This is a genomic window from Cupriavidus sp. 09_S30 (assembly GCF_056930435.1).
Map to the genome: position 1 here is coordinate 247,791 of NZ_JBXOWI010000001.1, position 24,120 is coordinate 271,910.

Sequence of the window (24,120 nt, forward strand, 5' to 3'; positions counted from 1 at the left end):
TTCTTCTTGGAGGCAGTGATGGACTTTGACATGATCGAAACGGAAATGCAGGACGGCACCATCATCAAAGTGGTCGGCGTGGGCGGCGCGGGCGGCAATGCCGTGCAGCACATGATCAGCCGCGGCGTGCAGGGTGTGGAATTCATCTGCATGAACACCGATGCGCAGGCGCTCAAGCGGTCTTCCGCCGAGCGCGTGCTCCAGCTCGGCAATACCGGCCTGGGCGCCGGTGCCAAGCCCGAGGTCGGCCGCAACTGCGCCGAGCAGGCGCGCGATCAGATCGCCGACTCGCTGCGCGGCGCGCACATGGTCTTCATCACTGCCGGCATGGGCGGCGGTACCGGCACCGGCGCGGCGCCCATCGTCGCCCAGGTGGCGAAGGAAATGGGCATCCTGACCGTGGGCGTGGTCAGCAAGCCGTTCGAATTCGAAGGCGCGCGCCGCGCCAAGGTCGCCGAGCACGGCTCGGGCGAGCTGGAGTCCTGCGTTGACTCGCTGATCGTGGTGCTCAACGAGAAGCTGTTCGAGGTGATGGGCGACGACGCCGAGATGGACAAGTGCTTCCAGTGCGCCGACGACGTGCTGCACAACGCGGTGGCGGGCATTGCCGAGATCATCAATGTCGATGGCCTGGTCAACGTCGACTTCGAAGACGTCAAGACCGTGATGGGCGAGCAGGGCAAGGCCATGATGGGCACGGCTACCGTGTCCGGCGTGGACCGCGCGCGCCTGGCCGCCGAGCAGGCCGTTGCCAGCCCGCTGCTGGAAGGCGTGGACCTGTCCGGCGCGCGCGGCGTGCTGGTCAACATCACGGCCAGCCACTCGCTCAAGCTGTCGGAAACCAAGGAAGTCATGAACACCATCCGCAGCTATGCCGCGGAAGACGCCACGGTCATTTTCGGCACCGTGTACGATGACTCCATGGGCGACGCGCTGCGCGTGACCGTGGTGGCGACCGGCCTGGGCCGTTCGGCCAAGAAGCAGCAGCCGATGACGCTGCTGAAGACCGGCACCGACAACATGCCTGTGCAGATGATGGCAGCCATGGCCCCGGTAGCGCAGCACACCCCCGACTACAGCGGCCTGGACACGCCGGCGGTGTGGCGCAGCTCGCGTGAGTCGGCGTCGGCCCACGTGGCAGCGCTGCAGGAGAAGGGCGTCGACACCTACGACATCCCGGCCTTCCTGCGCAAGCAGGCGGACTGAGCCGGCCCGGCAGGGCGGTATGCTCGCCGGCCGGCTGGCTGGCCAGCGATCCGATGCGGCGAAGCACGCAGGCGCTCCCTCGCCCGTGCATAGCCCGGATCGTGTTGGCCCGCTTAGCCCGCACGGCAGATCCCGCTCGCGCTGAAGCCTGCCTCCTCCCCATCCCGTCGCCGGGACAGGCGTGCCACGGCTGCCTCCCCGGAATGGTTTCCTGCCTGTCTGGCCGGGATGCGCCGTGGTCCGCGCGCTGCGCCGCAAGGTGCACCGCGCGGCGCAATCTTCCCCCTCATCGCCAACTGTCCGCGCTGCCGCCCCCGGCTTTGAGCGCAGCCTGTGGCGACCTATGATGCAAACTGTCACATTACGACGACATGGTCGCGCGCGGTCCTTTCTGCGCCGGCAAGTCCCATCTACCGCAGTACCGAACAGAGTAGAGCGCACATGATTGCCATCGGAGACCGCGTACCGGACGCGAAGCTGAACGAATTCCTGGACACCGAGCGCGAAGGCTGCAGCCTGGGTCCGAACGCATTTGCCGTGTCCGAGCTGGTCCGGGGCCGCAAGATCCTGGTGTTCGGCCTGCCCGGGGCCTTCACGCCGACCTGTTCCGCCAAGCACGTGCCGGGCTATGTCAGCCTGGCCGAGCAGTTCCGCGCAGCCGGTGTCGATGAGATCTGGTGCGTCTCGGTCAATGACGCCTTCGTGATGGGGGCCTGGGGCCGCGAGCAGCACGCCGGCGGCAAGGTCCGCATGATGGGCGACGGCAGCGCGCACTGGACGCTTGCCCTCGGACTGGACCAGGACCTGGGTCCGCGCGGCATGGGCATCCGCTCGAAACGCTACGCCATGCTGCTCGACGACGGCGTGGTGAAGAGCCTCGAGGTGGAAGCCCCAGGGGAGTTCCGTGTCAGCAGTGCCGAAGCCATGCTGGCAGCGTTGCGCGGGTAAGACACGCTTGCCGGGAAAAATGTGGTGCATATGCATCACATGCAACACGTCTAACACGGCGAAACAAAATGGTGCGGCGCAAGAGACCAAGGAGTGGTAAGATTACTTATTGAATCAAGTATTCAATAGCTTTTAATAATAACTGAGGCCGTCATGCTCAAACAGCGCACCATCAAATCCCTGGTGAAGACGGTCGGCATCGGTTTGCACTCGGGGCGCAAGGTCACGCTGACGCTCAGACCCGCCGCCGCCGATGTCGGCATCGTGTTCACCCGCGTCGACCTGCCCGAGCCGGTGGAGATTCCCGTCTCCGCGATGGCGATCGGCGACACGCGCCTGGCCTCGGTGCTGCAGAAGGATGGCGCGCGTGTTTCTACAGTCGAGCACCTGATGTCGGCCTGTGCCGGCCTGGGCATCGACAATCTTTATGTCGACGTCGACGCCGAGGAAATCCCCATCCTGGACGGCAGCGCGGCGTCCTTCGTCTTCCTGCTCCAATCCGCCGGCATCGAAGAGCAGCCGGCGGCCAAGCGCTTTATCCGGGTCAAGAAGCCGGTCGAGATCCGTGAAGGGGATAAAGTGGCCCGCCTGGAGCCGTATTTCGGCTTCAAGCTCACCTTCACCATCGACTTCCGCCACCCGGCGGTGGACAAGACCGGGCAGACCTTCTCCATCGATTTCGCCGACACCAGCTATGTGCGCGAAATCGCGCGCGCGCGCACCTTCGGCTTCGCCCACGAGTTCGAGGCCCTGCGCGAGATGGGCCTGGCGCGCGGCGGCAGCCTGGACAACGCCATCGTGCTGGACGAGCACCGCATGCTGAACAATGAGGAACTGCGCTATGGCGATGAGTTCGTGCGCCACAAGATCCTCGACGCCATCGGCGACCTGTACGTGGTCGGCCACCCGGTGATCGGCGCCTACGTCGCGCACAAGTCGGGCCACGGCATGAACAACCAGCTGCTGCGCGCCCTGCTGGCCGACCAGGAAGCCTACGAAATCGTCAGTTTCGACCGCGTCGAAGACGCGCCGCACGCCTTCCTGCCGCAGGCGCAGCCGGCCTTCGGCTGATCCCCCGCCCGCGCCGGGGCGACGCCGTAAGAATCTCCCGCTGTAAGAATCTCCGCTTGTCAGCAAGCTGAAGCCGATCCCTGGATCGGCTTTTTTCATGGGCATCGGCGCACCGAAGGGCGCCCGCGCGATGGACGCCGCCGCAGGCTGACAGGCTGCCTGGCCGCGGCGGCCCGCTTCAGCGGTGGTGGGAGAGCAGCGTCTGCAGGGCGTCGCGCAGCGGCGATTCGGGTAGGCTGCCGGCCAGCTCGCTGATGCTGGCCAGCCCGGCGGCAGTCATGCGGCCGGTGCGCGGCCGTGCAGCGGGCGGTGCGTCCCATTCGCCACGGCGCGAGACGTCCGGCTGGATGCGCACGCGGATGGCGGTGATCGTCGAGCCGCGCTCTTGCAGCCGGGCAAGCAGCGTGGGCACCACCTGGCGCACGCGGGCGGCAGCGGCGCCATGGGCGGCCAGCAGCAGCAGGGTCTGCTCCTGCGGGTTGCCCCGGTTGTCGCGCTTGACGCCAGCCACGGCGATGCCGGCGCGCAGCCCGGGCGGCAGCAGGGCCAGCACCTCGCCCTCGAGCTGGGCCAGCTCGCGCGCGGTCTGCATCAGGGCGGAGACCGGGCCGGCCCGGTCGAGCCAGTCATTGAGCGGCTTGGCGACAGGGGGCTTGAGGGCGTGGTGAGTGAACAGGCGCATGCGCGCATTCTAGCGTGGCGGGGCGCCGCCGGCTGGCTATTGAACCCGGCCGCCGCGCCCCGATCTCAGTTTGAGCGGCGGGCGCCGTGGACCGGGCTCCGGGTGGGGCGCGGCCCAGGTGGCGCCTCGCCTGGCGGCCGGGGCGCGCGGGCCTCCAGGCGCCCAGGAATTGCCTCGCGCGCATGATAAACTCGGCGTTTTGCGCCAACTCTCCATATCCGCGCGCCCGCTCCCGGACCAGCCCGCTCTGCTGGCGGCCAGGCCGGTCTCGCGCAGGTGAAAGCAATCGATGATCACGGGCCTTCTGAAGAAAGTCTTCGGCAGCCGCAATGAGCGGCTGATCAAACAATATCGGCGGACCGTTGCGCAGATCAATGCGCTGGAGCCACAGTTCGAGAAGCTGTCGGACGATGAGTTGCGGGGCATGACCGAGACTTTCCGCCAGCGCCACGCGGCCGGCGAGTCGTTGGAGTCCATGCTGCCCGAAGCCTTCGCGGTGTGCCGCGAGGCCAGCAAGCGCGTGATGAAGATGCGCCACTTCGACGTGCAGCTGATCGGCGGCATGGTGCTCAACGACAACAAGATCGCCGAAATGCGCACCGGCGAGGGCAAGACGCTGACCGCCACCTTGGCGGTCTACCTGAACGCCATCACCGGCAAGGGCGTGCACGTGGTCACGGTCAACGACTACCTGGCCCAGCGCGATGCGGAGTGGATGGGGCGCCTGTACAACTTCCTGGGCCTGTCGGTGGGCGTGAACCTGTCGCAGATGGCGCACGACCAGAAGCAGGCTGCGTACAACTCCGACATCACCTACGGCACGAACAACGAGTTCGGCTTCGACTACCTGCGCGACAACATGGTCTACGATCCGTCGCAGCGCGTGCAGCGCCCGCTGCACTACGCCATCGTCGACGAAGTGGACTCGATCCTGGTCGATGAGGCGCGCACGCCGCTGATCATCTCGGGCCAGGCGGAGAACCAGACCGACCTGTACCAGCGCATGAACGGCATTCCCAAGCTGCTGGAGCGCCAGATCGGCGAGGAGAAGGCCGACGGCACCGGCGTGGAGAAGCCCGGCGACTACTACGTCGACGAGAAGGGCCACCAGGTCTACCTGACCGAGTCCGGCCACGAGAAGGCCGAGGTCATCCTGTCCGAGATGGGCCTGATCGGCGAGGGCGAGTCGCTCTACGCGCCGCAGAACATCACGCTGATGCACCACCTGTACGCCGCCCTGCGCGCCTACAGCCTGTTCCACCGCGACCAGCACTACGTGGTGCAGAACGACGAGGTCATCATCGTCGACGAATTCACCGGCCGCCTGATGACGGGCCGCCGCTGGTCCGACGGCCTGCACCAGGCGGTCGAGGCCAAGGAAGGCGTGACCGTCCAGCAGGAAAACCAGACGCTGGCCACCATCACCTTCCAGAACTACTTCCGCATGTACGAGAAGCTGGCCGGCATGACCGGCACGGCCGACACGGAAGCCTATGAATTCCAGGAGATCTACGGCCTGGAAGTGGTGGTGATCCCGACCAACCGCCAGGCCCAGCGCAAGGACCTGCAGGACCAGATCTACAAGACGTCCAAGGAGCGCTACGACTCCGTGGTGCGCGATATCCGCGAGTGCTACGAGCGCGGCCAGCCGGTGCTGGTGGGCACCACCTCGATCGAGACCTCGGAATACCTGTCCGACCTGCTGAACAAGGAAAAGCTGCCGCACCAGGTGCTCAACGCCAAGCAGCACGCGCGCGAGGCCGAGATCGTCGCGCAGGCCGGCCGGCCCAAGATGATCACCATCGCCACCAATATGGCGGGCCGCGGCACCGACATCGTGCTGGGCGGCAACGTGGAGAAGCAGGCCGGCTTCATCGAGGCCGACGAGAGCCTGTCCGATGCCGAGAAGTCGGCGCGCATCACCACGCTGAAGGACGAATGGACGTCGCTGCACGAGCAGGTCAAGGCTTCCGGCGGCCTGCACATCGTGGGCACCGAGCGCCATGAGTCGCGCCGCATCGACAACCAGCTGCGCGGCCGTGCCGGCCGCCAGGGTGACCCGGGCTCCTCGCGCTTCTACCTGTCGCTGGATGACCAGCTGCTGCGCATCTTCGCCGGCGACCGCGTGCGCGCCATCATGGAGCGCCTGAAGATGCCCGAGGGCGAGCCGATCGAGGCCGGCATCGTGACCCGCTCGATCGAGTCGGCGCAGCGCAAGGTGGAAGGCCGCAACTTCGACATCCGCAAGCAGCTGCTGCAGTACGACGACGTCGCCAACGACCAGCGCAGGGAAATCTACAAGCTGCGCAATGAAGTGCTCGAGGCCAATGAGGTCGGCGAGTTGGTGAAGAACCTGCGTGAGAGCGTGATCGAGGAACTGTTCCGCGAGCACGTGCCGGCCGACACCATGGAAGAGCAGTGGGACGTCCGCGGCCTGGAAGCCAAGCTGCGCGACGAATGGGGCCTGCAGGTACCGCTGGCTTCGACCATCGAGGCGGCGCAGAGCATCGAGGACGAGCAGCTGCTGACCATGATCATGGGCGCCGCCAACGAGCACTATGACGGCAAGGTCGCCCTGGTCGGGCGCGAGTCCTTCTCGGGCTTCGAGCGCTCGGTCATGCTGCAGAGCATCGACACGCACTGGCGCGAGCACCTGGCCGCGCTTGACCACCTGCGCCAGGGCATCCACCTGCGCGGCTATGCGCAGAAGGATCCCAAGCAGGAATACAAGCGTGAATCGTTCGAGCTGTTCGCGCGCCTGCTGGACGTGATCAAGAACGAGGTCACGCGCGTGATCTTCAACGTGCAGATCCAGTCGCCGGAAGAACTGGAACAGGCATCCGAGCAGATCGAGGAAGGCCTGTCGCACCTGGAGAACGTGCAGTACAAACACGACGAGCTGGACGAGGGCGGCGAGCCGATGGAGGAGGCGCAGCCGGCACGCACGGCGATTGCCGCCGGCGCCGCGGCTGCCGCGGGCATGGCCAAGGTGGGCCGGAACGACCCCTGCCCGTGTGGCTCGGGCAAGAAGTACAAGCAGTGCCACGGCAAGCTGAGCTGAAGCCGCGTGCACAATAAGACGAATATGCCCGCGCAAGCGGGCATATTCGTCAGGCGGACCAGGCCGCCGCGGCCGCCGCGGACCGCTCCTAGGCCGGCTGAGGCGCGGCGCGCCAGCGGGCTGCCCAATCCGAAACATCGAGCTTTAGAGCAAACAGAGCAAACAGAGGAAACATCATGGCCGTCAACCTGCCGCTGCCCCTTGCGGAAAACCTGAAACCCGTCGCTGGCTTCGATCTGGGCTGGGCCGAGGCGGGCATCCGCAAGGCCAACCGCAAGGACGTGCTGGTCGCGCGTGTGGCCGAAGGCAGCACGGTCGCCGGCGTGTTCACCCGCAACCGCTTCTGCGCGGCGCCGGTCCAGGTCTGCCGCGAACACCTGGCCGCGGGCCAGGGCATCCGCGCGATCGTGGTCAACACCGGCAATGCCAATGCCGGCACCGGCGAGCCGGGCCTGGCCAATGCGCGCGCCACCTGCGCCGCGCTGGCCAAGGAACTCGGCATCGCGCCCGAGCAGGTGCTGCCGTTCTCGACCGGCGTGATCCTGGAGCCGCTGCCGGTCGACCGCCTGGTCGCCGCGCTGCCTGCCGCCATCGCCAATGCGCGTCCCGACAACTGGCTGGCCGCCGCTGAATCGATCATGACCACCGACACGCAGCCCAAGGCGGCTTCGCGCACGGTGCAGATCGACGGCAAGACCGTGACGCTGTCCGGCATCAGCAAGGGCGCGGGCATGATCCGCCCGAACATGGCCACCATGCTGGGCTTTATCGCCACCGACGCCGCCGTGGCGCAGCCCGTGCTGCAGGCGCTGGTCTCGCACGCCGCCGACCACTCCTTCAACAGCATCACCATCGACGGCGACACCTCGACCAACGACTCCTTCGTGCTGGTCGCCACCGGCCGTGCCGGCGTCGCCATCGACCGTGCCGAGGGCGCGGCCTTCGAGGCACTGCGCGAGGCGGTCACGTCGCTGGCGCAGGAACTGGCGCAGATGATCGTGCGCGATGGCGAAGGCGCCACCAAGCTGATGACGATCCGCGTTGAAGGCGGCGCCAATGTGGCCGAATGCCGCCAGATCGCCTATGCGGTCGCGCACTCGCCGCTGGTCAAGACCGCCTTCTATGCCTCGGACCCCAACCTGGGCCGGATCCTGGCAGCGGTCGGCTACGCCGGCGTGGACGATCTCGACGTCGACCGCGTCAACCTGTGGCTGGACGACGTCTGGGTCGCGCGCGACGGCGGCCGCAATCCGGAGTACCGCGAGGAAGACGGCCAGCGCGTGATGCAGCAGGCCGAGATCACCGTGCGCATCGCGCTGGGCCGCGGCGACGCCACCGCCACCGTCTGGACCTGCGACCTGTCGCACGACTACGTCTCGATCAACGCCGACTACCGCTCCTGAGGCTCCTGAGCCGCCGCCCCAACCGCCAACGGAAACCACGCAGCCATGTCTGACCTCGCCGCCCGCCTCGACAACTTCCTTGCCCGACTCGAACAATGGCTGCCCCCGCAGCTAAGCGAGGCGGACTGGAACGAGGCAGTGGCCTTCCGTTGGCGCAAGCGGCAGAGCCTGTTCGGCAACATCGGCTATCTGCAGGCGATCCGCCAGCTTCCGCCGATCCACCTGGACGACCTGAAGAACATCGAGCGCCAGAAGGACGCGATCGTGGCCAATACGCGCCAGTTCGTGGCCCGGCTGCCGGCCAATAACGTGCTGCTGACCGGCGCGCGCGGCACCGGCAAGTCCTCGTTGATCAAGGCCTGCCTCAATGCCTTCGTCAAGGAAGGGCTGCGCCTGGTCGAGGTGGACAAGGACGACCTGGGCGACCTGGGCGACATCGTCGAGCTGCTCGCCGGGCGGCCCGAGCGCTTCGCGATCTTCTGCGACGATCTCTCCTTCGAAGAAGGGGAGTCGGGCTACAAATCGCTGAAATCCGCACTGGATGGCTCCGTCGCGGCGCAATCGGACAATGTGCTGATCTACGCGACCTCAAACCGCCGCCACCTGTTGCCGGAGTACATGCGGGACAACGAGAGCTACCGGCACACCGACGACGGCGAGATCCATCCCGGCGAAGTGGTCGAGGAGAAGATCTCGCTGTCGGAGCGCTTCGGGCTCTGGCTGTCCTTCTATCCGCCCAAGCAGGACGAGTACCTGACCATCGTCGGCCACTGGCTCAAGCACTTCGGCTGCAGCGATGACGACATCGCCGCGGCGCGCGGCGACGCGCTGGTATGGGCGCTGGAGCGCGGCTCGCGTTCCGGCCGCGTGGCCTGGCAGTTCGCGCGCGACTGGGGCGGCAAGCACGGCCGGCGTGCCGTGACCGCAACGGAGCAGTCATGAGCCGTGCGGCTGACATCGCGCCGGACGGCGTGCGCAAGGTCACCGAGGTGGCGGTGGGCGTGCTGGTGCGCCCGGACGGCAGTTTCCTGCTGGCGCAGCGCCCGGCGGGCAAGCCCTACGAGGGCTACTGGGAGTTCCCCGGCGGCAAGCTGGAGCCGGGCGAGTCGGTCGAGTCAGCGCTGGCGCGCGAGCTGCACGAGGAACTCGGGCTGGACGTGACGCGCAGCGAACGCTGGAAGGTGCTGGAGCACGACTATCCGCACGCCTATGTGCGGCTGCATTTCTGCAAGGTGGTCGGCTGGCTTGGCGAGCCCCACGGCCGCGAAGGCCAGGCATTCTCCTGGCAGCACGCGCCGGTCTCGGTCGGGCCGCTGCTGCCGGCGACGATCCCGGTGGTGGAGTGGCTGGCGGCGGAGGCCGCCTGAGCCGGCACGACGCCGGCGCGGCCCATCCCGCCTAGTCCGCTGAATCATTGAAATGGGAGGTGAAGGCCATGCCATGCGGGAATCAGCGCTAGGCGCAAAGCGCAGCAATAGCACGGCTATTGCGAGCATTTGCAACGACGCGATGAGCCCGCATGGCGTGGCAGGCACCGACCGATTTCAGTGATTCAGTGGACTAATGGTCTTCGTCGTCGGGCAGGTCCGGCGACGGTGTCTCTTCGGGCTTGCCGCCGATCACATACTTCTCGGCGGCCCAGGCGCCCAGGTCGATCTGCTTGCAGCGTTCGGAGCAGAAGGGGCGGAAACGATTCTCCGTCACCCAGGCCACATCCTTGCCGCAAGTGGGGCATTTGACGACGGTCGGCATGGTATTGCGATGAACTTCAGCGATGAACTTCAGAAATTGCAGAGCTTGAGCAGGAAGGGGATGTCCGCATCGACCGATTTCGGTCGCAGGTCCCCATCCTGTTGCGTGAAACGCACCCACAGCATGTACTTGTTGGCGCTCATCTCGGGAATGAAGGCCAGCAGCGAGTCATCGAGCAGCACCTGCATCAGCTGGTAGCTGCGCCCTGACAGCATCTGCTGGTAGCTGCCGCCAGTGGCGATGACCTTGCCGCTCTGGCTGGACTCCCGCAGCAGGCGCAGGACCGTGGACGTGCCTTGGCGCAGCGGCAGCAGCGGGCGGGCCCATTTGACGATATCGATGCGGCGCTCTTCGGCGGGACGGTGCTGCCATGCATAGTAGGCGGGCAGGTCGAACTCGCAGGTGCCGCCCGGGATGATGGCGCGGCTGCGGATGCTGGTCAGCCATTCATTGTCGACCAGCAGCTGGCCGGCCTTGCCCACGGTCTGGTTGAGCAGCGCGATGGCCTGTTCGATCTCTCCGATCACCGCATCCAGCGCCTTCTGGTCGATCTGCGGGTTGGCGCGCAGTACCGACAGCGCCTGGCGCTGGCGTTCCAGCTCCTTGATCAGGTCGGTCTTGAGGTCGGCCCGGCCGGCCACGTCGATGATCTCGAACAGCGTCGTCAGCGCAACGTGGTGCTGCAGCGCATGATCCTGGCCGAGGAAGAAATCCAGGCGATCGAACAGGTCCTCCAGGCGCAGGAGAGTCCTGATGCGTTCGTTGAAAGGATATTCGTACAGAATCAAGAGAATGTCCGTGCAGCGTGTGGGTCGGCGCGCCAGCTGCGGCGCGGCTCCCACTTGGAAACCATTCGGCGCGGGAATGTTCCCGGCACCGGACTTCGGGTTATCGGGTACTGGCGGCGGGCGGAATCTTGCCCGCCATGATCAGCGCATTCTATGCGAGTCCGCGCCGCGCGACAACGTAAGGTGCGTGATGCACCATGCTCGTTTGATACGGCCTGTCTGCGGCCTGTCATGCGGCCGGATGTGGGCGCGCTGCCGCCGCAGGCGAGCGGTAGATGCGATCCAGCCGCGCCACCTGCGGCTCGAGCGCCTCGGGCGGCCCCTCGTTGTCGATCACGTCGTCCGCGTGGGCCAGCCGCTGCTGGCGCGTGGCCTGGCGGGCCATGATGGCCTCCACCTGGGCCTGGCTGAAGCCGTTGCGCGCCATCACGCGCGCGATCTGCGTCGCCTCGCTGCAATCGACCACCAGCACTCTTCCGACGCGCTGGCGCCAGCTCCCCGATTCCACCAGCAGCGGCACCACATAGATCAGGTAGGGATGTGCGCCGCCCGCCCGCACGGCGGCGGCGCGGCTTTCGGTCAACTGGCGGATGAGCGGGTGAGTGATGCCTTCGAGGCGCGCCTTGGCCGCCGGGTCGGCAAAGACCAGGGTTCGCATCGCATCGCGGTCCATGGCGCCGTCCGGACGCAGGCATTGCGGGCCGAAGGCTTCGGCCAGCGCGGGGATGGCCAGCCCGCCGGGCGCGGTGATCTCATGGGCGAGCTGGTCCGTGTCGATCACCGCGGCGCCGTGCGCGGCGAACAGATCGGCCACGCGGGTCTTGCCGGAGCCGATGCCGCCGGTCAGTCCGATTTCAAGCATGGGGGGAGTACCGTGTAGATTGCCTCGTTGACGCGAGTCTAGCCTAGTGTCTGCATCGTTGGCGCGGATCGGAGGCGCCAGGCGGACTTACCGGCCATCAGGCTATGCGCCCGGCATGCCCAGCACGAGCGGTAGCGCGCCGGCGCCGAAGAACAGGACCAGCAGTCCGGCGCCCGCGATGAACGGGCCGAAGGGGAAGGGCGTGTCGCGCTGCTGCCGGCGCAATGCGATGCGCGCCAGGCCGAACAGCAGGCCCACCACGGAGGACAGCAGCACCAGCGCAGGCAGTGCCTGCCAGCCGAACCAGGCGCCCAGCGCGGCCATCAGCTTGAAGTCGCCGTAGCCCATGCCCTCCTTGCCGCGCAGCAGCTTGAAGGCCCAGTAGACGCTCCAAAGCAGCAGGTAGCCGGCCATGGCACCGATCACGGCGTCGGCCAGCGGCACGAACACGCCGGCGAGGTTCAGCAGCAGGCCCAGCCAGAGCAGCGGCTGGGTGATCTGATCGGGCAGCAGCTGGGTGTCGGCATCGATCATGGTCAGCGCCAGCAGCGCCCACACCAGCACCAGCGCCGCCAGGGCCTGCCAGGTCGGACCGAAGTGCCAGGCCGTCAGCACGCACAGCACGGCGCTGGCCAGCTCCACCAGCGGGTAGCGCATCCCGATCGGCGCATGGCAGGCCGAGCAGCGCCCGCGCAGCAGCAGGTAGCTGAGGACCGGGATGTTCTCCCAGGCTGCCAGTGTGTGGCCGCAATGCGGGCAGGCCGAACGCGGCACCGCCAGGTTGTAGCGCGCGGGATGGGGCAGCGGTTCGTCGCGCAGCGAGGCGATGTAGTTGGCCTCGTCGTGCTCCATCATGCGCGGCAGGCGGTGGATCACCACGTTGAGAAAGCTGCCGACCGCCAGGCCGAGCAGGCCGGCCACCAACAGCAGGAACCAGGATGGCAGCGGCGCCAGCACCGCCACCGTAAAGCCGCTGTGCGGCAGGAATGCAGACCACATGCCTCAGACCACCTGTCCCAGTTTGAAGATCGGCAGGTACATGGCGATCACCATGCCGCCGATCAGGACACCCAGCACCACGATGATCAGCGGCTCGATCAGGCTGGAGATGGCCGCCACGGCATCGTCGACCTCCCGCTCGTAGAATTCCGCCACCTTCAGCAGCATATTGTCGAGCGCGCCCGACTCTTCGCCGATCTGGGTCATCTGCAGCACCATGTTGTCGAACACATGGGTGGCCTGCATCGCGTTGGTCAGGCTGGTGCCGATGCGCACCGCCTGCTCGATCTCGCGCGTGGCGTCATGGTAGACCCAGTTGCCGGCCGCGCCCGCCACCGATTCCATCGACTCCACCAGCGGCGTGCCGGCAGCGAACATGGTGGCCAGGGTGCGCGTCCAGCGTGCGATCACGGCCTTGCGGAACAGGCTGCCGAAGATCGGCAGCTTCAGCAGCGCCCGGTCGGTGCCGCGCTGCACCTTTTCCGACTTGCGCAGGGCGCGCAGATAGAGCGCGATGCCCGCGACCGGCACGCCGATCATGATGTACCAGTAGGCGACGAAAAAGTCCGAGATGTTGATCACGACCAGCGTGGGCGCCGGCAGGTTGGCGCCGAAGCTGGCGAACACGCCCTTGAAGGCCGGGATCACGAACAGCATCAGGATCACCGTCACGGCAAAGGCCACCGTCAGCACCGCGATCGGGTAGATCATGGCGGACTTGATCTGGCTCTTCAGCGCGATCGTCTTTTCCATGTACAGCGACAGCCGCTCGAGCAGCGCATCCAGGATGCCGCCCTGCTCGCCCGCGTCGATCAGGTTGCAATAGAGCGTGTCGAAGTACGTGGGGTGGCGGCGGAAGGCCTGCGCCATGCTGCTGCCCGCCTCGATGTCGAAGCGGATCTGCGACAGCAGCTGCGTGAAGTTCGGGTTGGCATGGCCGCGCGCGATGATGTCAATCGACTGCAGCAGCGGCACGCCGGCCTTGAGCATGGTGGACAGCTGGCGCGTGAAGTAGGCGATGTCCTTTTGCGTGATCTTGCGGCCGCGCGCTGCCTTGCGCCGCTTCATCTTGACCACGGTCAGGCCCTGCTTGCGCAGCGTGGCGTTGACCTCGGCCTGGTTCTCGGCACGCAGCTCGCCGGTGAAGGTCTTGCCCTTGCGGTCCTTGCCTTCCCACTCGAAGATGTACTGCGTTGGCGCCTTGCGGCTGGCCTTGCCTCGCGACGGCGCCGCCGTCCGGGCCGCCGCGGCTGGTGCACGCGTTGCCATGATTGACCCCCGACAAAGTGTTCTTGTTTTACATATTCGTTGTTGCCAGCACTTCTTCCAGCGAGGTGACGCCTTGCTTCACCTTGAGCAGGCCGGCTTCCCGCAACGATAGCACGCCGTCGTGACGCGCCTGTTCGGCGATCTGCAAAGCTGTGCCATGCGACAGGATGATCTGCTGCATCGCCTCGGTAATGGGCATCACCTGGTAGATGCCGCAGCGGCCCTTGTAGCCGCTGTGGTTGCAGCGCTCGCAGCCGACCGGATGGTAGGGCTGCCAGCTGCCATCCAGCGCGCTTTCCTGGAAGCCCGCGTCGAGCAGCACGTCGCGCGCCAGCGCCCCGGAACGCTTGCAGGTGCAGAGCCGGCGCGCCAGCCGCTGGGCCGTGATCAGCAGCACGCTGGAGGCGATATTGAAGGGCGCTACGCCCATGTTCATCAGCCGCGTCAGCGTGGTCGGCGCGTCGTTGGTGTGCAGGGTGGACAGCACCAGGTGGCCGGTCTGCGCGGCCTTGATCGAGATGTCGGCGGTTTCCAGGTCGCGGATCTCGCCCACCATGATGATGTCCGGATCCTGGCGCAGGAAGGAGCGCAGCGCGGCCGCGAAGGTGAGGCCCGCCTTCTCGTTGACATTGACCTGGTTGATGCCGGGCAGCTGGATTTCCGCCGGGTCCTCGGCGGTCGAGATATTGATGTCGCCCTGGTTGAGCAGGTTCAGGAAGGTATAGAGCGACACCGTCTTGCCGCTGCCGGTCGGGCCGGTCACCAGGATCATGCCGTAGGGGCGCTTGATGGTGTCGAGCAGCAGCGCCTTCTGCTCGGGCTCATAGCCGAGCTGATCGATGTCGAGCTTGTCGGACGAGGACTCGAGAATCCGCATCACGATCTTCTCGCCGAACAGCGTGGGCAGTGTGGAGACGCGGAAGTCGATCGCCTTTTCCACCGTCTCCTTGTTGTCCTTCGCGTCCTTGTCCTTGGGCAGCGGGATCAGCAGCTTCATGCGCCCGTCCTGCGGCACGCGCTTCTCTGAGATGTCCAGGCGGGACAGCACCTTGATGCGCGTGGCGATCTTGTCGCGGATGTCGAGCGGTGGGCGGGCTACCTCCTGCAGCACGCCGTCGACGCGGAAGCGCACGCGATAGAAGGTCTCGAAGGGTTCGAAGTGCAGGTCAGAGGCGCCACGATGGAAGGCCTCGGTCAGCAGCTTCTGCAGGAAGCGCACGACCGGCGCGTCGTCAATGTCGTTGGGCGCCTTGTTGCGCTGGGAGGCGGCCGAGGCAACCGGATCGTACTCGATCAACTTGCGCTCGCTCGCCACTGGTCCGGCCGTGCGCAGCGTGCCGGCTTCCGCGCCGGCCGAACGCACATACTTCATCAGCTTGTCGTGCTCGACCACGACGGTGTCTACCGGCAGGTTCAGCTTCTGCTTGATGGCGTCGACGCCCGCCTGGTTGGACGGGTCAGACAGGGCCACGATCAGCCGATTGTCCCGCCGCCCCAGAGGCAGCAGCCGGTGGGCATGGAACTCGCGGTTGCCGGCCAGTGCGGGCGGTACCGTGGCGAAGTTGAACTGGCTCAGGTCGAGCAGCGGCAGCTGGTATTTGTCAGCGGCGAAGGTGGCCAGGTCGCGCGCGCTCATGGTGCCGCTGGCCACGATCTCGTCGATCAGCTGGGACTTCTTCTCCCGAGCCGCCTGTTCGAGCTGGGCAAGAAGGGCCGGGGCGATGCGGCGGCTCTGCGCGAGAGCGAGACCTAGTGTCATGGCAAAAGCAGGACGGCCCGCGAGGGCAGCGAGGCAGGGCGCACGCCCTGGACCGCGGCAGTTTGCAGCCGGGGTCACTTTTTGTAAAGGCGTGCGCGGGCGCGCGTTGGCATTTGTGCGACAGCGAAGCAACCCCGCTTTGGGGTGGGGGAGGGCGCCGATGCCTGCGGGCCGGCGCGGGCGGCATGGCGATGTCGCCGCCGCGTATCAGGCCGGGCTGCATGACGGCAGGGCGTGATTTGCTTCTGTCTGGGACAACGACCGGAGGCAAAGACAGAAACAAAAAAGGCCGCACTTTCGTGCGGCCTTCTTGTGGTCTCAATGACCAGGAAACTGGTCGGGGTGAGAGGATTCGAACCTCCGGCCTCTACGTCCCGAACGTAGCGCTCTACCAGGCTAAGCTACACCCCGTTTTTTGTTTTTCTGCGCTACGACTGTCGTTGCAGCGAGAAAGCACACAAGTGTATCAGCGTTTCTTTCAGTTGTGAAGAGGGAAATTGCATTGCGGCTTTTTCCGCTGCTTCTGCCTCGCGCTGCGCGGCCTGGAAGGTGACCTCCAGCGCGCCGCTGGCGTGGATCGCGGCGAAGACGGCGTCGAAATGCTCGGTGCCGCCTTGCACGATGGCTTCGCGCGCCAGTGCGCGCTGCTCGGCGGTGCCGTGCTCGATCAGGTGCAGCAGCGGCAGCGTGGGCTTGCCTTCGCGCAGGTCGTCGCCGGCGTTCTTGCCCATCTGTTCGGCGCTGGCCGTGTAGTCGAGCATGTCGTCGATCAGCTGGAAGGCGGTGCCGATGCGGCGGCCGTACTCGGCGGCGGCTTCTTCCAGGGCGGCGTCGGCGCCGGCCAGCACCGCGCCGATCTGGGCCGAGGCCTCGAACAGCTTGGCGGTCTTGTAGCGGATCACCTTGAGGTAGCGCTCCACGGTGACGTCCGGGTCGTGCATGTTCAGCAGTTGCAGCACCTCGCCTTCGGCGATCACATTGGTGGCGTTGGAGAGGATCTCCATGATGCGCATGCTGCCGGCTTCCACCATCATCTGGAAGGCGCGCGAGTAGAGGAAGTCGCCCACCAGCACGCTGGCCGCGTTGCCGAAGGCCGCGTTGGCGGTCTCGCGACCGCGGCGCAGCTCGGACTCGTCCACGACGTCGTCATGCAGCAGCGTGGCGGTGTGGATGAACTCGACCACGGCGGCGAGGTCGTGGTGGCGGTTGCCATCGTAGCCCAGCGCGCGCGCCACCAGCAGCAGGATCACTGGGCGCAGGCGCTTGCCGCCGGCGCCGATGATGTATTCGCCGATCTGTTCGATCAGCGGCACCTCGGAGGCGAGGCTGCGGCGGATGACTGCGTCGACGGCGCGCATGTCAGCAGCGACCGGGGCGAGCAGGGCAGTGGCGGAAGACTGGGACAAGATGATCACCGTTGCGCAAAACCGGACGATTATATGCGATGGACGTGTATGTATGTCCGTCCTCCAGGGGGCTTTCGGGCGCGGGTGGCGTCCCGGAGACGGAGGAGGCGGGGCTGCTAAGATCACGGCCTGGGCAAGTCCGGCAAATCCTGCCGTCGTACCCGCCGCGCAGCCTGGTGGCTGGCCTTCACGCCCTGGCGGGATTCCTGCTGGCCGGCCCGATCTGAGCCCGGCAGTGCAGGGCTCGCAAGGCACAAAGTGCGCCGGGCGACGCCGCCTTGGCTATGTGCCTGTTTTCTTTGCGCTTTTCTCTGGTTTCGTATAGAATGCGCAGTTCTCTCCGGTAGCTTTCGTGCAGCGTGCCGGCCATGCGCTTCCCAGTGTTCACTAGCGGTTCACCAGCGGGGGTATGCAGCGGCCCGGTTGGCGCGGTATGTGGGGCGCAGCTTGCCCCGTTCGTGCACCGGCGGGAGATAACCGGGCCAGCCTGATGGCCGCCGGTTCCGGCTTCGTCCACGACGAAGCTGCGTGGCGGTGCCGGTGCTGGCATTCGGCGTTTCATACACATCGAGAGGTTCGACAATGTACGCGGTCGTAAAAACCGGCGGCAAGCAATACAAGGTTGCTGCTGGCGAAAAACTGAAAGTAGAACAGATACCGGCTGACATTGGCGCTGAAATCACGCTCGACCAGGTGCTCGCAGTGGGCGCAGGCGACCAGATCAAGTTTGGTACGCCGCTGGTTAGCGGGGCTTCCGTCAAGGCTACCGTTATCTCCCAGGGTCGTCACGACAAGGTGAAGATCTTCAAGATGCGCCGTCGCAAGCACTACCAGAAGCGTCAAGGCCATCGTCAGAATTACACCGAGCTGCGCATCGAAGCCATCGTTGCCTGAGCCTCTGCTCAGTCTGCATCGAAATCGAGCGTAACCAGGTAAAGCGACAGGAGTTAAGTCATGGCACAGAAAAAAGGCGGCGGTTCCACCCGGAACGGCCGCGATTCCGAATCGAAGCGCCTCGGCGTGAAGGTGTTTGGCGGCCAGGCCATCAATGCCGGCGGCATCATCATCCGCCAGCGTGGCACCCGCGTGCATGCCGGCGAGAACGTCGGTGTGGGCAAGGACCACACCCTCTTCGCCCTGGTGGACGGCCACGTGCAGTTCGCCGTCAAGGGCGCTGCGAAGAAGCAGCAGGTCAGCGTCGTCCCGGCAGCCTGATCTCCGCCTTTGCAGCACGAAGGCCCCGCAACGCTTGCGGGGCTTTTTCTTTTCTGGCGACAATATCGATGCTCGCCATCCGCCGCGGCCGCCCGACATCTGCAGGCGCAGCGGCCCGCACCAGCCACGGAAACCCAACATGAAGTTCATCGACGAAGCCCGAATCGAAGCCATCGCCGGCAACGGCGGCAATGGCAGCGCCTCGTTCCGGCGTGAGAAGTTTGTGCCCTTCGGCGGTCCGGATGGCGGCGACGGCGGACGTGGCGGCAGCGTGTTTGCCGTGGCGGACCGCAATATCAACACCCTGATCGACTTCCGCTATGCCAAGAAGCACGTGGCGAGGAATGGCGAGAATGGGCGCGGTGCCGACTGCTACGGCGCGGCGGGCGACGACGTCACACTGCGCATGCCGGTGGGCACGCTGATCGCCGACATGGACACCGGCGAACTGATCGCCGACCTGACCGAACACGGCCAGACGGTTTGCCTGGCCGAAGGCGGCATGGGCGGTTGGGGCAACCTGCACTTCAAGTCGAGCACCAACCGTGCGCCGCGCCAGCAGGTGGACGGCAAGCCGGGCGAGCGCCGCATGCTGAAGCTGGAACTGAAGGTGCTGGCCGATGTGGGCCTGCTCGGCATGCCCAATGCGGGCAAGTCGACCTTCATCTCGCATGTCTCCAACGCGCGCCCCAAGGTCGCGGACTATCCCTTCACCACGCTGCACCCGAACCTGGGCGTGGTGCGAGTCGACCACCAGCAATCCTTCGTGGTCGCCGACATTCCCGGCCTGATCGAGGGCGCGGCCGAAGGGGCGGGCCTGGGACACCAGTTCCTGCGCCACCTGCAGCGTACCGGCCTGCTGCTGCATATCGTCGACCTGGCCCCCTTCGACGAGGCGGTCGACCCCGTGGCCGAGGCGCGCGCCATCGTCAACGAGCTGAAGAAGTATGACGAGACGCTTTATGAGAAGCCGCGCTGGCTGGTGCTGAACAAGCTGGACGTGGTGCCCGATGAAGAGCGCGAGACGCGCGTCAAGGACTTCATCAAGCGCTACAAGTGGAAGGGGCCGGTGTTCCGCATCTCGGCGCTGACCGGCGAGGGCTGCCGCGAGCTGATCTACGCGATCAAGGACCATCTGGCGGCGATCAAGGCCGAGGAAGCGGCCGCGCTGGCCGAGCCGGACATCCGGCTGGACGACCGGCTGCACAACGTCGCCCGGGACGGCAGCGAGCCGGCCTGAGCGCGGCCGCGCGGCGCTTGCGGGCGCCGCCGGATGGTGGTGGCAGGACAATCACAAGAAAGAGGCGGCGCACCCGCGCCCGCCCTGCAGCATTCTCCCAATCTCCTCGAGACAGGAAGTTCACCATGCAATCGGTCATCGCGCAGGCAAAGCGCATCGTCGCCAAGGTCGGATCCAGCCTGGTGACCAATGACGGCAAGGGGCTGGACCATGAGGCCATCGCCCGCTGGGCGGCGCAGATCGCCAGCCTGCGCGCGGGTGGCAAGGAAGTGGTGCTGGTCAGCTCGGGCGCCATTGCCGAGGGCATGCAGCGCTTGGGCTGGAGCAAGCGGCCGCGCGAGATCCACGAACTGCAGGCCGCGGCCGCCGTCGGCCAGATGGGCCTGGCCCAGGTCTACGAGAGCCAATTCGGCAGCCACGGCATCCGCACCGCGCAGGTGCTGCTGACCCACGCCGACCTGGCCGACCGCGAGCGCTACCTGAACGCGCGCTCGACCTTGCTGACGCTGCTTGCCCTGGGCGTGGTGCCGATCATCAACGAGAACGACACCGTGGTCACCGACGAGATCAAGTTCGGCGACAACGATACGCTGGGCGCGCTGGTGACCAACCTGATCGAAGGTGATGCGCTGGTGATCCTGACCGACCAGCGCGGCCTCTACACCGCCGATCCGCGCAAGGACCCGGCCGCCGAATTCGTGCACGAGGCACTGGCCGGCACCCCCGAGCTGGAAGCCATGGCAGGCGGCGCCGGCACGTCGATCGGCCGCGGCGGCATGCTGACCAAGATCCTGGCCGCCAAGCGCGCAGCCAAGTCCGGTGCCCATACGGTGATCGCTTCCGGACGTGAGCCCAAGGTCCTCGAGCGGCTGGCGGCGGGAGAGGCGATCGGCACGCAGCTGCTGGCGCCGACCGGCCGCCTGACGGCACGCAAGCAGTGGATGACGGATCACTTGCAGATGCGTGGCCGCGTGGTCATCGATGCCGGCGCGGTGGCCAAGCTGACCGCCAGCGGCACGTCACTGCTGCCGATCGGGGTGGTGGAGGTGCAGGGCGAATTCGCGCGCGGCGAGGTGGTCGCCTGCGTCGACCAGGCTGGCCGCGAAGTGGCGCGGGGCATGAGCAACTACTCCAGCGCCGAGGCGCGCCTGATCGCGCGCAAGCCTTCATCGGAGATCGAGGCCGTGCTCGGGCACGTCTACGAGCACGAGCTGATCCATCGGGACAACCTGGTCCTGATGTGATGCCGCGGCCGGGATATCACCCGGCCGCATCATTGCAGGCGGCGGTGCCTGGTCCGATTCAGCGGACTAGCGATAGGTATCCCGCGTCGGCTGGTCGCTGCGCAAGCGCTTGACGATGTCCTTGGCACTGCCGAAAGCTGAGCGGCCATCGCAGAGGTAATCGCGCCCCAAGGCGGCCGCGTAGTTGTTGCGGGCGCCCTGGCTGAGGCGCAGCCAGCCTTCGCGGCCATCGCTGCGGTTGCGCACCCAGGCATTGGCGCCCGGCGGCAGCGTGGCGTAGAGCTTGCGCTCGAAGGTGTCGCAGCGCAGGCCCTCGAAGCTGACATTGCGCACGCCGCTGGGGCTGGTGATGACCACCGTGTAGCGCACTGCGCCGTCGGCGCCGACCAGGACCGACTTGGCGTCGACCGCGAACTGCAGCGTCGTGTTGGTCGGGCCGAACTCGAAGGGGATCAGGTCCGCATCCTGGGGCAGGGCCGGCAGCGAGACTTCGACTTCCGTGAAGGGCTTGCCGCCGAACAGGTCGTCGAACAGGTCGCCCTTCTTGGTGGGAAGGTCTTCCTCTTCTTCCTTGACGGGCTGGGGTTTGCTCGGCGTGCTGCTGCAGGCAGCCAGGCCGAGGCAAGCGGCGGCCACTGCCAGCAGGCAGAAGGCACGCAGGCGCGGGTAATGGCCGCGCCCGGCGAAATCAGTCATCGGTACTCCGTTCAGGATTCGCCGGCACGGCCGGCGGGATCAGGCTTGGGTTGCAGCCGGCGGCATGGCGGCCGTGGTGGCCATGGTGGACGTGTCCGCCATAGGGGCTCTGCGGCGTGCGGCCGCGCTGCAGGAAGCGCGACAACTCGGTCAGCGCCATCTGGTAGACCTCGCGCTTGAATTCGATCACGGCCTCGAGCGGCACCCAGTACTGGCTCCAGCGCCAAGCGTCGAACTCGGGGTGGTCGGTGGCGCGCAGGCGGATGTCGCAATCGCGCGCAGCCATGCGCAACAGGAACCAGATCTGCTTCTGGCCCCGGTAATGGCCGCGGATCTCGCGGCGGATGAACTTGTCCGGCACCTCATAACGCAGCCAGTCGCGCGTGCGACCGACGATACGGACATGTTCGGGCAGCAGTCCGACCTCTTCATGCAGTTCGCGGTACATCGCCTGTTCCGGCGTCTCGCCGTATTTGATGCCGCCTTGAGGAAACTGCCACGAATGTTCGCCGATACGTTTGCCCCAGAACACCTCGTTCCGTGCGTTGATGAGGATAATGCCGACGTTCGGGCGAAAGCCTTCACGATCGAGCATGACTGCACCTCGAATCCTTTAGAATTACGTCGATTATAAAGGATGCGCGCGGTACGGCCGGAGTGGGCGGGTGCTGGTTTTCCCCAGCCGGAAGCGCCGCTTCAGGCGCGTGCGCGCAGGATTTGGTGCGGTGGCATCCCGGATTCCTCCGGAGATGGCCGGACCCTAAGAGAAAGCTACGGATGAAAGCCTCGCAATTCTTCATTTCCACCCTCAAGGAAGCCCCCGCCGACGCGGAAATCGTGTCGCACAAGCTGATGACGCGCGCCGGCATGATCAAGAAGCTGGGCGCGGGCATCTACAACTACATGCCGATCGGCCTGCGGGTGATCCGCAAGGTGGAGAACATCGTGCGCGAGGAGATGAACCGGGCCGGCGCGGTCGAGCTGTCGATGCCGGTGATCCAGCCGGCCGAGCTGTGGCAGGAAACCGGCCGCTGGGACAAGATGGGCCCCGAGCTGCTGCGCCTGAAGGACCGGCACGAGCGCGATTTCGCCGTGCAGCCGACCTCCGAGGAGGTCGTCACCGACATCGCCCGCAGCGAGATCCGCAGCTACAAGCAACTGCCGGTCAACTTCTATCAGATCCAGACCAAGTTCCGCGACGAGCGCCGGCCGCGCTTCGGCATCATGCGCGGGCGTGAGTTCACCATGAAGGACGCCTACTCCTTCGACCGTGACCTGGACGGCATGAAGGTGTCCTACCAGAAGATGTTCGACGCCTACGTGCGCATCTTCCAGCGCTTCGGCCTGGAATTCCGCGCGGTGGCGGCCGACAACGGCGCCATCGGCGGCTCGGGCTCGCATGAGTTCCACGTTATCGCCGACACCGGCGAGGACGCCATCGTCTACTGCCCGGACTCCGACTACGCCGCCAACATGGAAGCGGCCGAGGCGCTGCCCCTGCTGGACAGCCGCGCCGCGCCGGCCGAGCCGCTGGTCAAGGCCTCGACCCCGGAAAAGGCCAAGTGCGAGCACGTGGCCGAGTTCCTCGGCATCCCGCTGCAGCGTACCGTCAAGTCGATCGTGCTGGCCACCGACAGCGAAGCCGGCACCCAGATCTGGCTACTGCTGATCCGCGGCGACCACGAGCTGAACGAGATCAAGGCGTCGAAGGTGGCCGGCCTGGCCGACTTCCGCTTCGCCACCGAGAACGAGATCGTCGATACCTTCGGTTCGCCGCCGGGCTACCTGGGCCCGGTGGGCACCAAGAAGCCGGTCAATCTGGTGGTGGACCGCACCGTCGCCAATATGAGCGATTTCTGCTGCGGCGCCAATGACCGCGACTACCACTACACCGGCGTCAACTGGGGCCGCGACTTGCCCGAGCCGCAGGTGGCCGACCTGCGCAACGTGGTCGAGGGCGATGCCTCGCCCGACGGCAAGGGCCGCCTGTCCATCTGCCGCGGCATCGAGGTGGGCCACGTGTTCATGCTGGGCACCCGCTACTCGGTGGACATGAACGCCAACTTCCTCGACGAGAACGGCAAGACCCAGCCGATGCAGATGGGCTGCTACGGCATCGGCATCACCCGCATCCTGGGCGCCGCCATCGAACAGAACTTCGACGAGCGCGGCATCATCTGGCCAGCGGCGATCGCCCCCTTCACGGTGGTGGTGTGCCCGGTCGGCTATGACCGCAACGAGGCCGTCAAGGCCGAGGCCGACCGCATCCACGCCGAGCTGCTGGCAGCCGGCGTCGACGTGATCCTGGACGACCGCGGCGAGCGCCCCGGCGTGATGTTCGCCGACTGGGAGCTGATCGGCGTGCCGCACCGCGTGGTGGTGGGCGACCGCGGCCTGAAGGAAGGCAAGGTCGAGTACCAGGGCCGCCGTGACGCGCAGGCGACTTCGGTGGCGGTGGCGGACGTGGTCGGCCACGTGCGCGGCCAGCTCGCCAACTGACGCGCGCCGACGGTGCAGCC

General features: G+C 66.5%; 22 protein-coding genes and 1 tRNA gene. 12 read left to right on the forward strand and 11 right to left on the reverse strand.

All coding sequences use genetic code 11. The features are described from left to right. The first annotated feature begins 18 nt into the window (after positions 1 to 18). The 3 genes from ftsZ (at position 19) to lpxC (ending at position 3,225) form a co-directional block, all read left to right on the forward strand. Positions 19 to 1,206 carry a cell division protein FtsZ gene (ftsZ, locus tag AC1Z3O_RS01230; RefSeq protein ID WP_483512882.1) on the forward strand — a complete coding sequence of 396 codons (1,188 nt, stop codon included), beginning with the start codon at positions 19 to 21 and terminating at the stop codon, positions 1,204 to 1,206. A gap of 441 nt (positions 1,207 to 1,647) precedes the next feature. Then, a complete protein-coding gene (locus AC1Z3O_RS01235; protein WP_483512883.1) occupies positions 1,648 to 2,154 on the forward strand; it encodes a redoxin family protein in 507 nt (168 codons plus the stop codon). Between the two features lie 153 nt (positions 2,155 to 2,307). Continuing rightward, positions 2,308 to 3,225, forward strand: coding sequence for a UDP-3-O-acyl-N-acetylglucosamine deacetylase (lpxC, locus tag AC1Z3O_RS01240; protein ID WP_483512884.1), 918 nt, complete (start codon positions 2,308 to 2,310; stop codon positions 3,223 to 3,225). Positions 3,226 to 3,403: 178 nt separating this feature from the next. Here the strand turns inward: lpxC and AC1Z3O_RS01245 are convergent, their stop codons facing one another. Further along, complete coding sequence (locus tag AC1Z3O_RS01245) at positions 3,404 to 3,907, reverse strand: DciA family protein (protein WP_483512885.1); 504 nt, start codon at positions 3,905 to 3,907, stop codon at positions 3,404 to 3,406. A gap of 289 nt (positions 3,908 to 4,196) precedes the next feature. Between AC1Z3O_RS01245 and secA the strand changes: the two genes are divergently transcribed. The 4 genes from secA to AC1Z3O_RS01265 all read left to right on the forward strand — a co-directional run bounded on the left by secA (position 4,197) and on the right by AC1Z3O_RS01265 (position 9,738). Beyond that, a complete protein-coding gene (gene secA / locus AC1Z3O_RS01250) occupies positions 4,197 to 6,968 on the forward strand; it encodes a preprotein translocase subunit SecA (protein WP_483512886.1) in 2,772 nt (923 codons plus the stop codon). Between the two features lie 176 nt (positions 6,969 to 7,144). Next, positions 7,145 to 8,371, forward strand: coding sequence for a bifunctional glutamate N-acetyltransferase/amino-acid acetyltransferase ArgJ (argJ, locus tag AC1Z3O_RS01255; protein ID WP_483512887.1), 1,227 nt, complete (start codon positions 7,145 to 7,147; stop codon positions 8,369 to 8,371). A 45-nt stretch (positions 8,372 to 8,416) separates the two neighbouring features. Then, entirely contained in the window at positions 8,417 to 9,313 is an 897-nt protein-coding gene (locus AC1Z3O_RS01260) for an ATP-binding protein (protein ID WP_483512888.1), read from the forward strand. Then, on the forward strand, positions 9,310 to 9,738 hold the full coding sequence (locus tag AC1Z3O_RS01265) for an NUDIX domain-containing protein (RefSeq protein WP_483512889.1): 429 nt from the start codon (positions 9,310 to 9,312) through the stop codon (positions 9,736 to 9,738). Before AC1Z3O_RS01260 ends, AC1Z3O_RS01265 begins: the two co-directional genes overlap by 4 nt. A 193-nt stretch (positions 9,739 to 9,931) precedes the next feature. Here AC1Z3O_RS01265 and AC1Z3O_RS01270 read toward each other — a convergent pair whose 3' ends face one another. The 8 genes from AC1Z3O_RS01270 to ispB form a co-directional block, all read right to left on the reverse strand. Next, positions 9,932 to 10,123 carry a DNA gyrase inhibitor YacG gene (locus tag AC1Z3O_RS01270; RefSeq protein ID WP_483512890.1) on the reverse strand — a complete coding sequence of 64 codons (192 nt, stop codon included), beginning with the start codon at positions 10,121 to 10,123 and terminating at the stop codon, positions 9,932 to 9,934. A gap of 29 nt (positions 10,124 to 10,152) precedes the next feature. After that, positions 10,153 to 10,911, reverse strand: coding sequence for a cell division protein ZapD (zapD, locus tag AC1Z3O_RS01275; RefSeq protein ID WP_483512891.1), 759 nt, complete (start codon positions 10,909 to 10,911; stop codon positions 10,153 to 10,155). A 229-nt stretch (positions 10,912 to 11,140) separates the two neighbouring features. Further along, positions 11,141 to 11,773, reverse strand: coding sequence for a dephospho-CoA kinase (coaE, locus tag AC1Z3O_RS01280; RefSeq protein ID WP_483512892.1), 633 nt, complete (start codon positions 11,771 to 11,773; stop codon positions 11,141 to 11,143). Between the two features lie 102 nt (positions 11,774 to 11,875). Then, positions 11,876 to 12,772 (reverse strand): prepilin peptidase, encoded by an 897-nt coding sequence (locus AC1Z3O_RS01285; protein ID WP_483512893.1) that lies wholly within the window; start codon positions 12,770 to 12,772, stop codon positions 11,876 to 11,878. A gap of 3 nt (positions 12,773 to 12,775) precedes the next feature. Beyond that, complete coding sequence (locus tag AC1Z3O_RS01290) at positions 12,776 to 14,041, reverse strand: type II secretion system F family protein (RefSeq protein ID WP_483512894.1); 1,266 nt, start codon at positions 14,039 to 14,041, stop codon at positions 12,776 to 12,778. 28 nt (positions 14,042 to 14,069) lie between these two features. Further along, the gene (gene pilB, locus AC1Z3O_RS01295; RefSeq protein ID WP_483512896.1) at positions 14,070 to 15,800 is read right to left on the reverse strand and encodes a type IV-A pilus assembly ATPase PilB; all 1,731 of its coding nucleotides are present in this window, start codon (positions 15,798 to 15,800) and stop codon (positions 14,070 to 14,072) included. A 334-nt stretch (positions 15,801 to 16,134) separates the two neighbouring features. Beyond that, positions 16,135 to 16,211, reverse strand: a tRNA-Pro gene (locus AC1Z3O_RS01300). Positions 16,212 to 16,228: 17 nt separating this feature from the next. Then, positions 16,229 to 17,158 (reverse strand): octaprenyl diphosphate synthase, encoded by a 930-nt coding sequence (gene ispB / locus AC1Z3O_RS01305; RefSeq protein WP_483517488.1) that lies wholly within the window; start codon positions 17,156 to 17,158, stop codon positions 16,229 to 16,231. A gap of 630 nt (positions 17,159 to 17,788) precedes the next feature. Between ispB and rplU the strand changes: the two genes are divergently transcribed. The 4 genes from rplU (at position 17,789) to proB (ending at position 20,905) form a co-directional block, all read left to right on the forward strand. After that, on the forward strand, positions 17,789 to 18,100 hold the full coding sequence (gene rplU / locus AC1Z3O_RS01310; protein ID WP_006576525.1) for a 50S ribosomal protein L21: 312 nt from the start codon (positions 17,789 to 17,791) through the stop codon (positions 18,098 to 18,100). A 60-nt stretch (positions 18,101 to 18,160) separates the two neighbouring features. After that, a complete protein-coding gene (gene rpmA / locus AC1Z3O_RS01315; RefSeq protein ID WP_483512897.1) occupies positions 18,161 to 18,421 on the forward strand; it encodes a 50S ribosomal protein L27 in 261 nt (86 codons plus the stop codon). Positions 18,422 to 18,560: 139 nt separating this feature from the next. Then, a complete protein-coding gene (gene obgE / locus AC1Z3O_RS01320; RefSeq protein WP_483512898.1) occupies positions 18,561 to 19,661 on the forward strand; it encodes a GTPase ObgE in 1,101 nt (366 codons plus the stop codon). A 125-nt stretch (positions 19,662 to 19,786) separates the two neighbouring features. Then, positions 19,787 to 20,905, forward strand: coding sequence for a glutamate 5-kinase (gene proB, locus AC1Z3O_RS01325; protein WP_483512899.1), 1,119 nt, complete (start codon positions 19,787 to 19,789; stop codon positions 20,903 to 20,905). A 66-nt stretch (positions 20,906 to 20,971) separates the two neighbouring features. On the opposite strand, the gene AC1Z3O_RS01330 is transcribed toward proB, so the two are convergent. After that, positions 20,972 to 21,601, reverse strand: a complete 630-nt coding sequence (locus AC1Z3O_RS01330) for a CNP1-like family protein (protein ID WP_483512900.1) — start codon at positions 21,599 to 21,601, stop codon at positions 20,972 to 20,974. Continuing rightward, the gene (locus AC1Z3O_RS01335; protein ID WP_483512901.1) at positions 21,594 to 22,196 is read right to left on the reverse strand and encodes an RNA pyrophosphohydrolase; all 603 of its coding nucleotides are present in this window, start codon (positions 22,194 to 22,196) and stop codon (positions 21,594 to 21,596) included. The genes AC1Z3O_RS01330 and AC1Z3O_RS01335 overlap by 8 nt, the downstream gene beginning before the upstream one ends. A 182-nt stretch (positions 22,197 to 22,378) precedes the next feature. On the opposite strand from AC1Z3O_RS01335, the gene AC1Z3O_RS01340 reads away from it, so the two are divergent. Beyond that, complete coding sequence (locus AC1Z3O_RS01340; protein ID WP_483512902.1) at positions 22,379 to 24,100, forward strand: proline--tRNA ligase; 1,722 nt, start codon at positions 22,379 to 22,381, stop codon at positions 24,098 to 24,100. Positions 24,101 to 24,120 lie beyond the last annotated feature (20 nt).

Bases quoted from the DNA above. Each gene is read 5' to 3' on its own strand.
- rpmA (WP_483512897.1), top strand. From the start codon at position 18,161: ATGGCACAGAAAAAAGGCGGCGGTTCCACCCGGAACGGCCGCGATTCC.
- rplU (WP_006576525.1), top strand. From the start codon at position 17,789: ATGTACGCGGTCGTAAAAACCGGCGGCAAGCAATACAAGGTTGCTGCT.
- ispB (WP_483517488.1), bottom strand. From the start codon at position 17,158: ATGCGCGCCGTCGACGCAGTCATCCGCCGCAGCCTCGCCTCCGAGGTG.
- argJ (WP_483512887.1), top strand. From the start codon at position 7,145: ATGGCCGTCAACCTGCCGCTGCCCCTTGCGGAAAACCTGAAACCCGTC.
- AC1Z3O_RS01265 (WP_483512889.1), top strand. From the start codon at position 9,310: ATGAGCCGTGCGGCTGACATCGCGCCGGACGGCGTGCGCAAGGTCACC.
- AC1Z3O_RS01235 (WP_483512883.1), top strand. From the start codon at position 1,648: ATGATTGCCATCGGAGACCGCGTACCGGACGCGAAGCTGAACGAATTC.
- proB (WP_483512899.1), top strand. From the start codon at position 19,787: ATGCAATCGGTCATCGCGCAGGCAAAGCGCATCGTCGCCAAGGTCGGA.
- AC1Z3O_RS01245 (WP_483512885.1), bottom strand. From the start codon at position 3,907: ATGCGCCTGTTCACTCACCACGCCCTCAAGCCCCCTGTCGCCAAGCCG.
- AC1Z3O_RS01270 (WP_483512890.1), bottom strand. From the start codon at position 10,123: ATGCCGACCGTCGTCAAATGCCCCACTTGCGGCAAGGATGTGGCCTGG.
- ftsZ (WP_483512882.1), top strand. From the start codon at position 19: ATGGACTTTGACATGATCGAAACGGAAATGCAGGACGGCACCATCATC.
- coaE (WP_483512892.1), bottom strand. From the start codon at position 11,773: ATGCTTGAAATCGGACTGACCGGCGGCATCGGCTCCGGCAAGACCCGC.
- AC1Z3O_RS01290 (WP_483512894.1), bottom strand. From the start codon at position 14,041: ATGGCAACGCGTGCACCAGCCGCGGCGGCCCGGACGGCGGCGCCGTCG.
- pilB (WP_483512896.1), bottom strand. From the start codon at position 15,800: ATGACACTAGGTCTCGCTCTCGCGCAGAGCCGCCGCATCGCCCCGGCC.
- AC1Z3O_RS01285 (WP_483512893.1), bottom strand. From the start codon at position 12,772: ATGTGGTCTGCATTCCTGCCGCACAGCGGCTTTACGGTGGCGGTGCTG.
- AC1Z3O_RS01330 (WP_483512900.1), bottom strand. From the start codon at position 21,601: ATGACTGATTTCGCCGGGCGCGGCCATTACCCGCGCCTGCGTGCCTTC.
- lpxC (WP_483512884.1), top strand. From the start codon at position 2,308: ATGCTCAAACAGCGCACCATCAAATCCCTGGTGAAGACGGTCGGCATC.
- obgE (WP_483512898.1), top strand. From the start codon at position 18,561: ATGAAGTTCATCGACGAAGCCCGAATCGAAGCCATCGCCGGCAACGGC.
- AC1Z3O_RS01260 (WP_483512888.1), top strand. From the start codon at position 8,417: ATGTCTGACCTCGCCGCCCGCCTCGACAACTTCCTTGCCCGACTCGAA.
- secA (WP_483512886.1), top strand. From the start codon at position 4,197: ATGATCACGGGCCTTCTGAAGAAAGTCTTCGGCAGCCGCAATGAGCGG.
- AC1Z3O_RS01340 (WP_483512902.1), top strand. From the start codon at position 22,379: ATGAAAGCCTCGCAATTCTTCATTTCCACCCTCAAGGAAGCCCCCGCC.
- AC1Z3O_RS01335 (WP_483512901.1), bottom strand. From the start codon at position 22,196: ATGCTCGATCGTGAAGGCTTTCGCCCGAACGTCGGCATTATCCTCATC.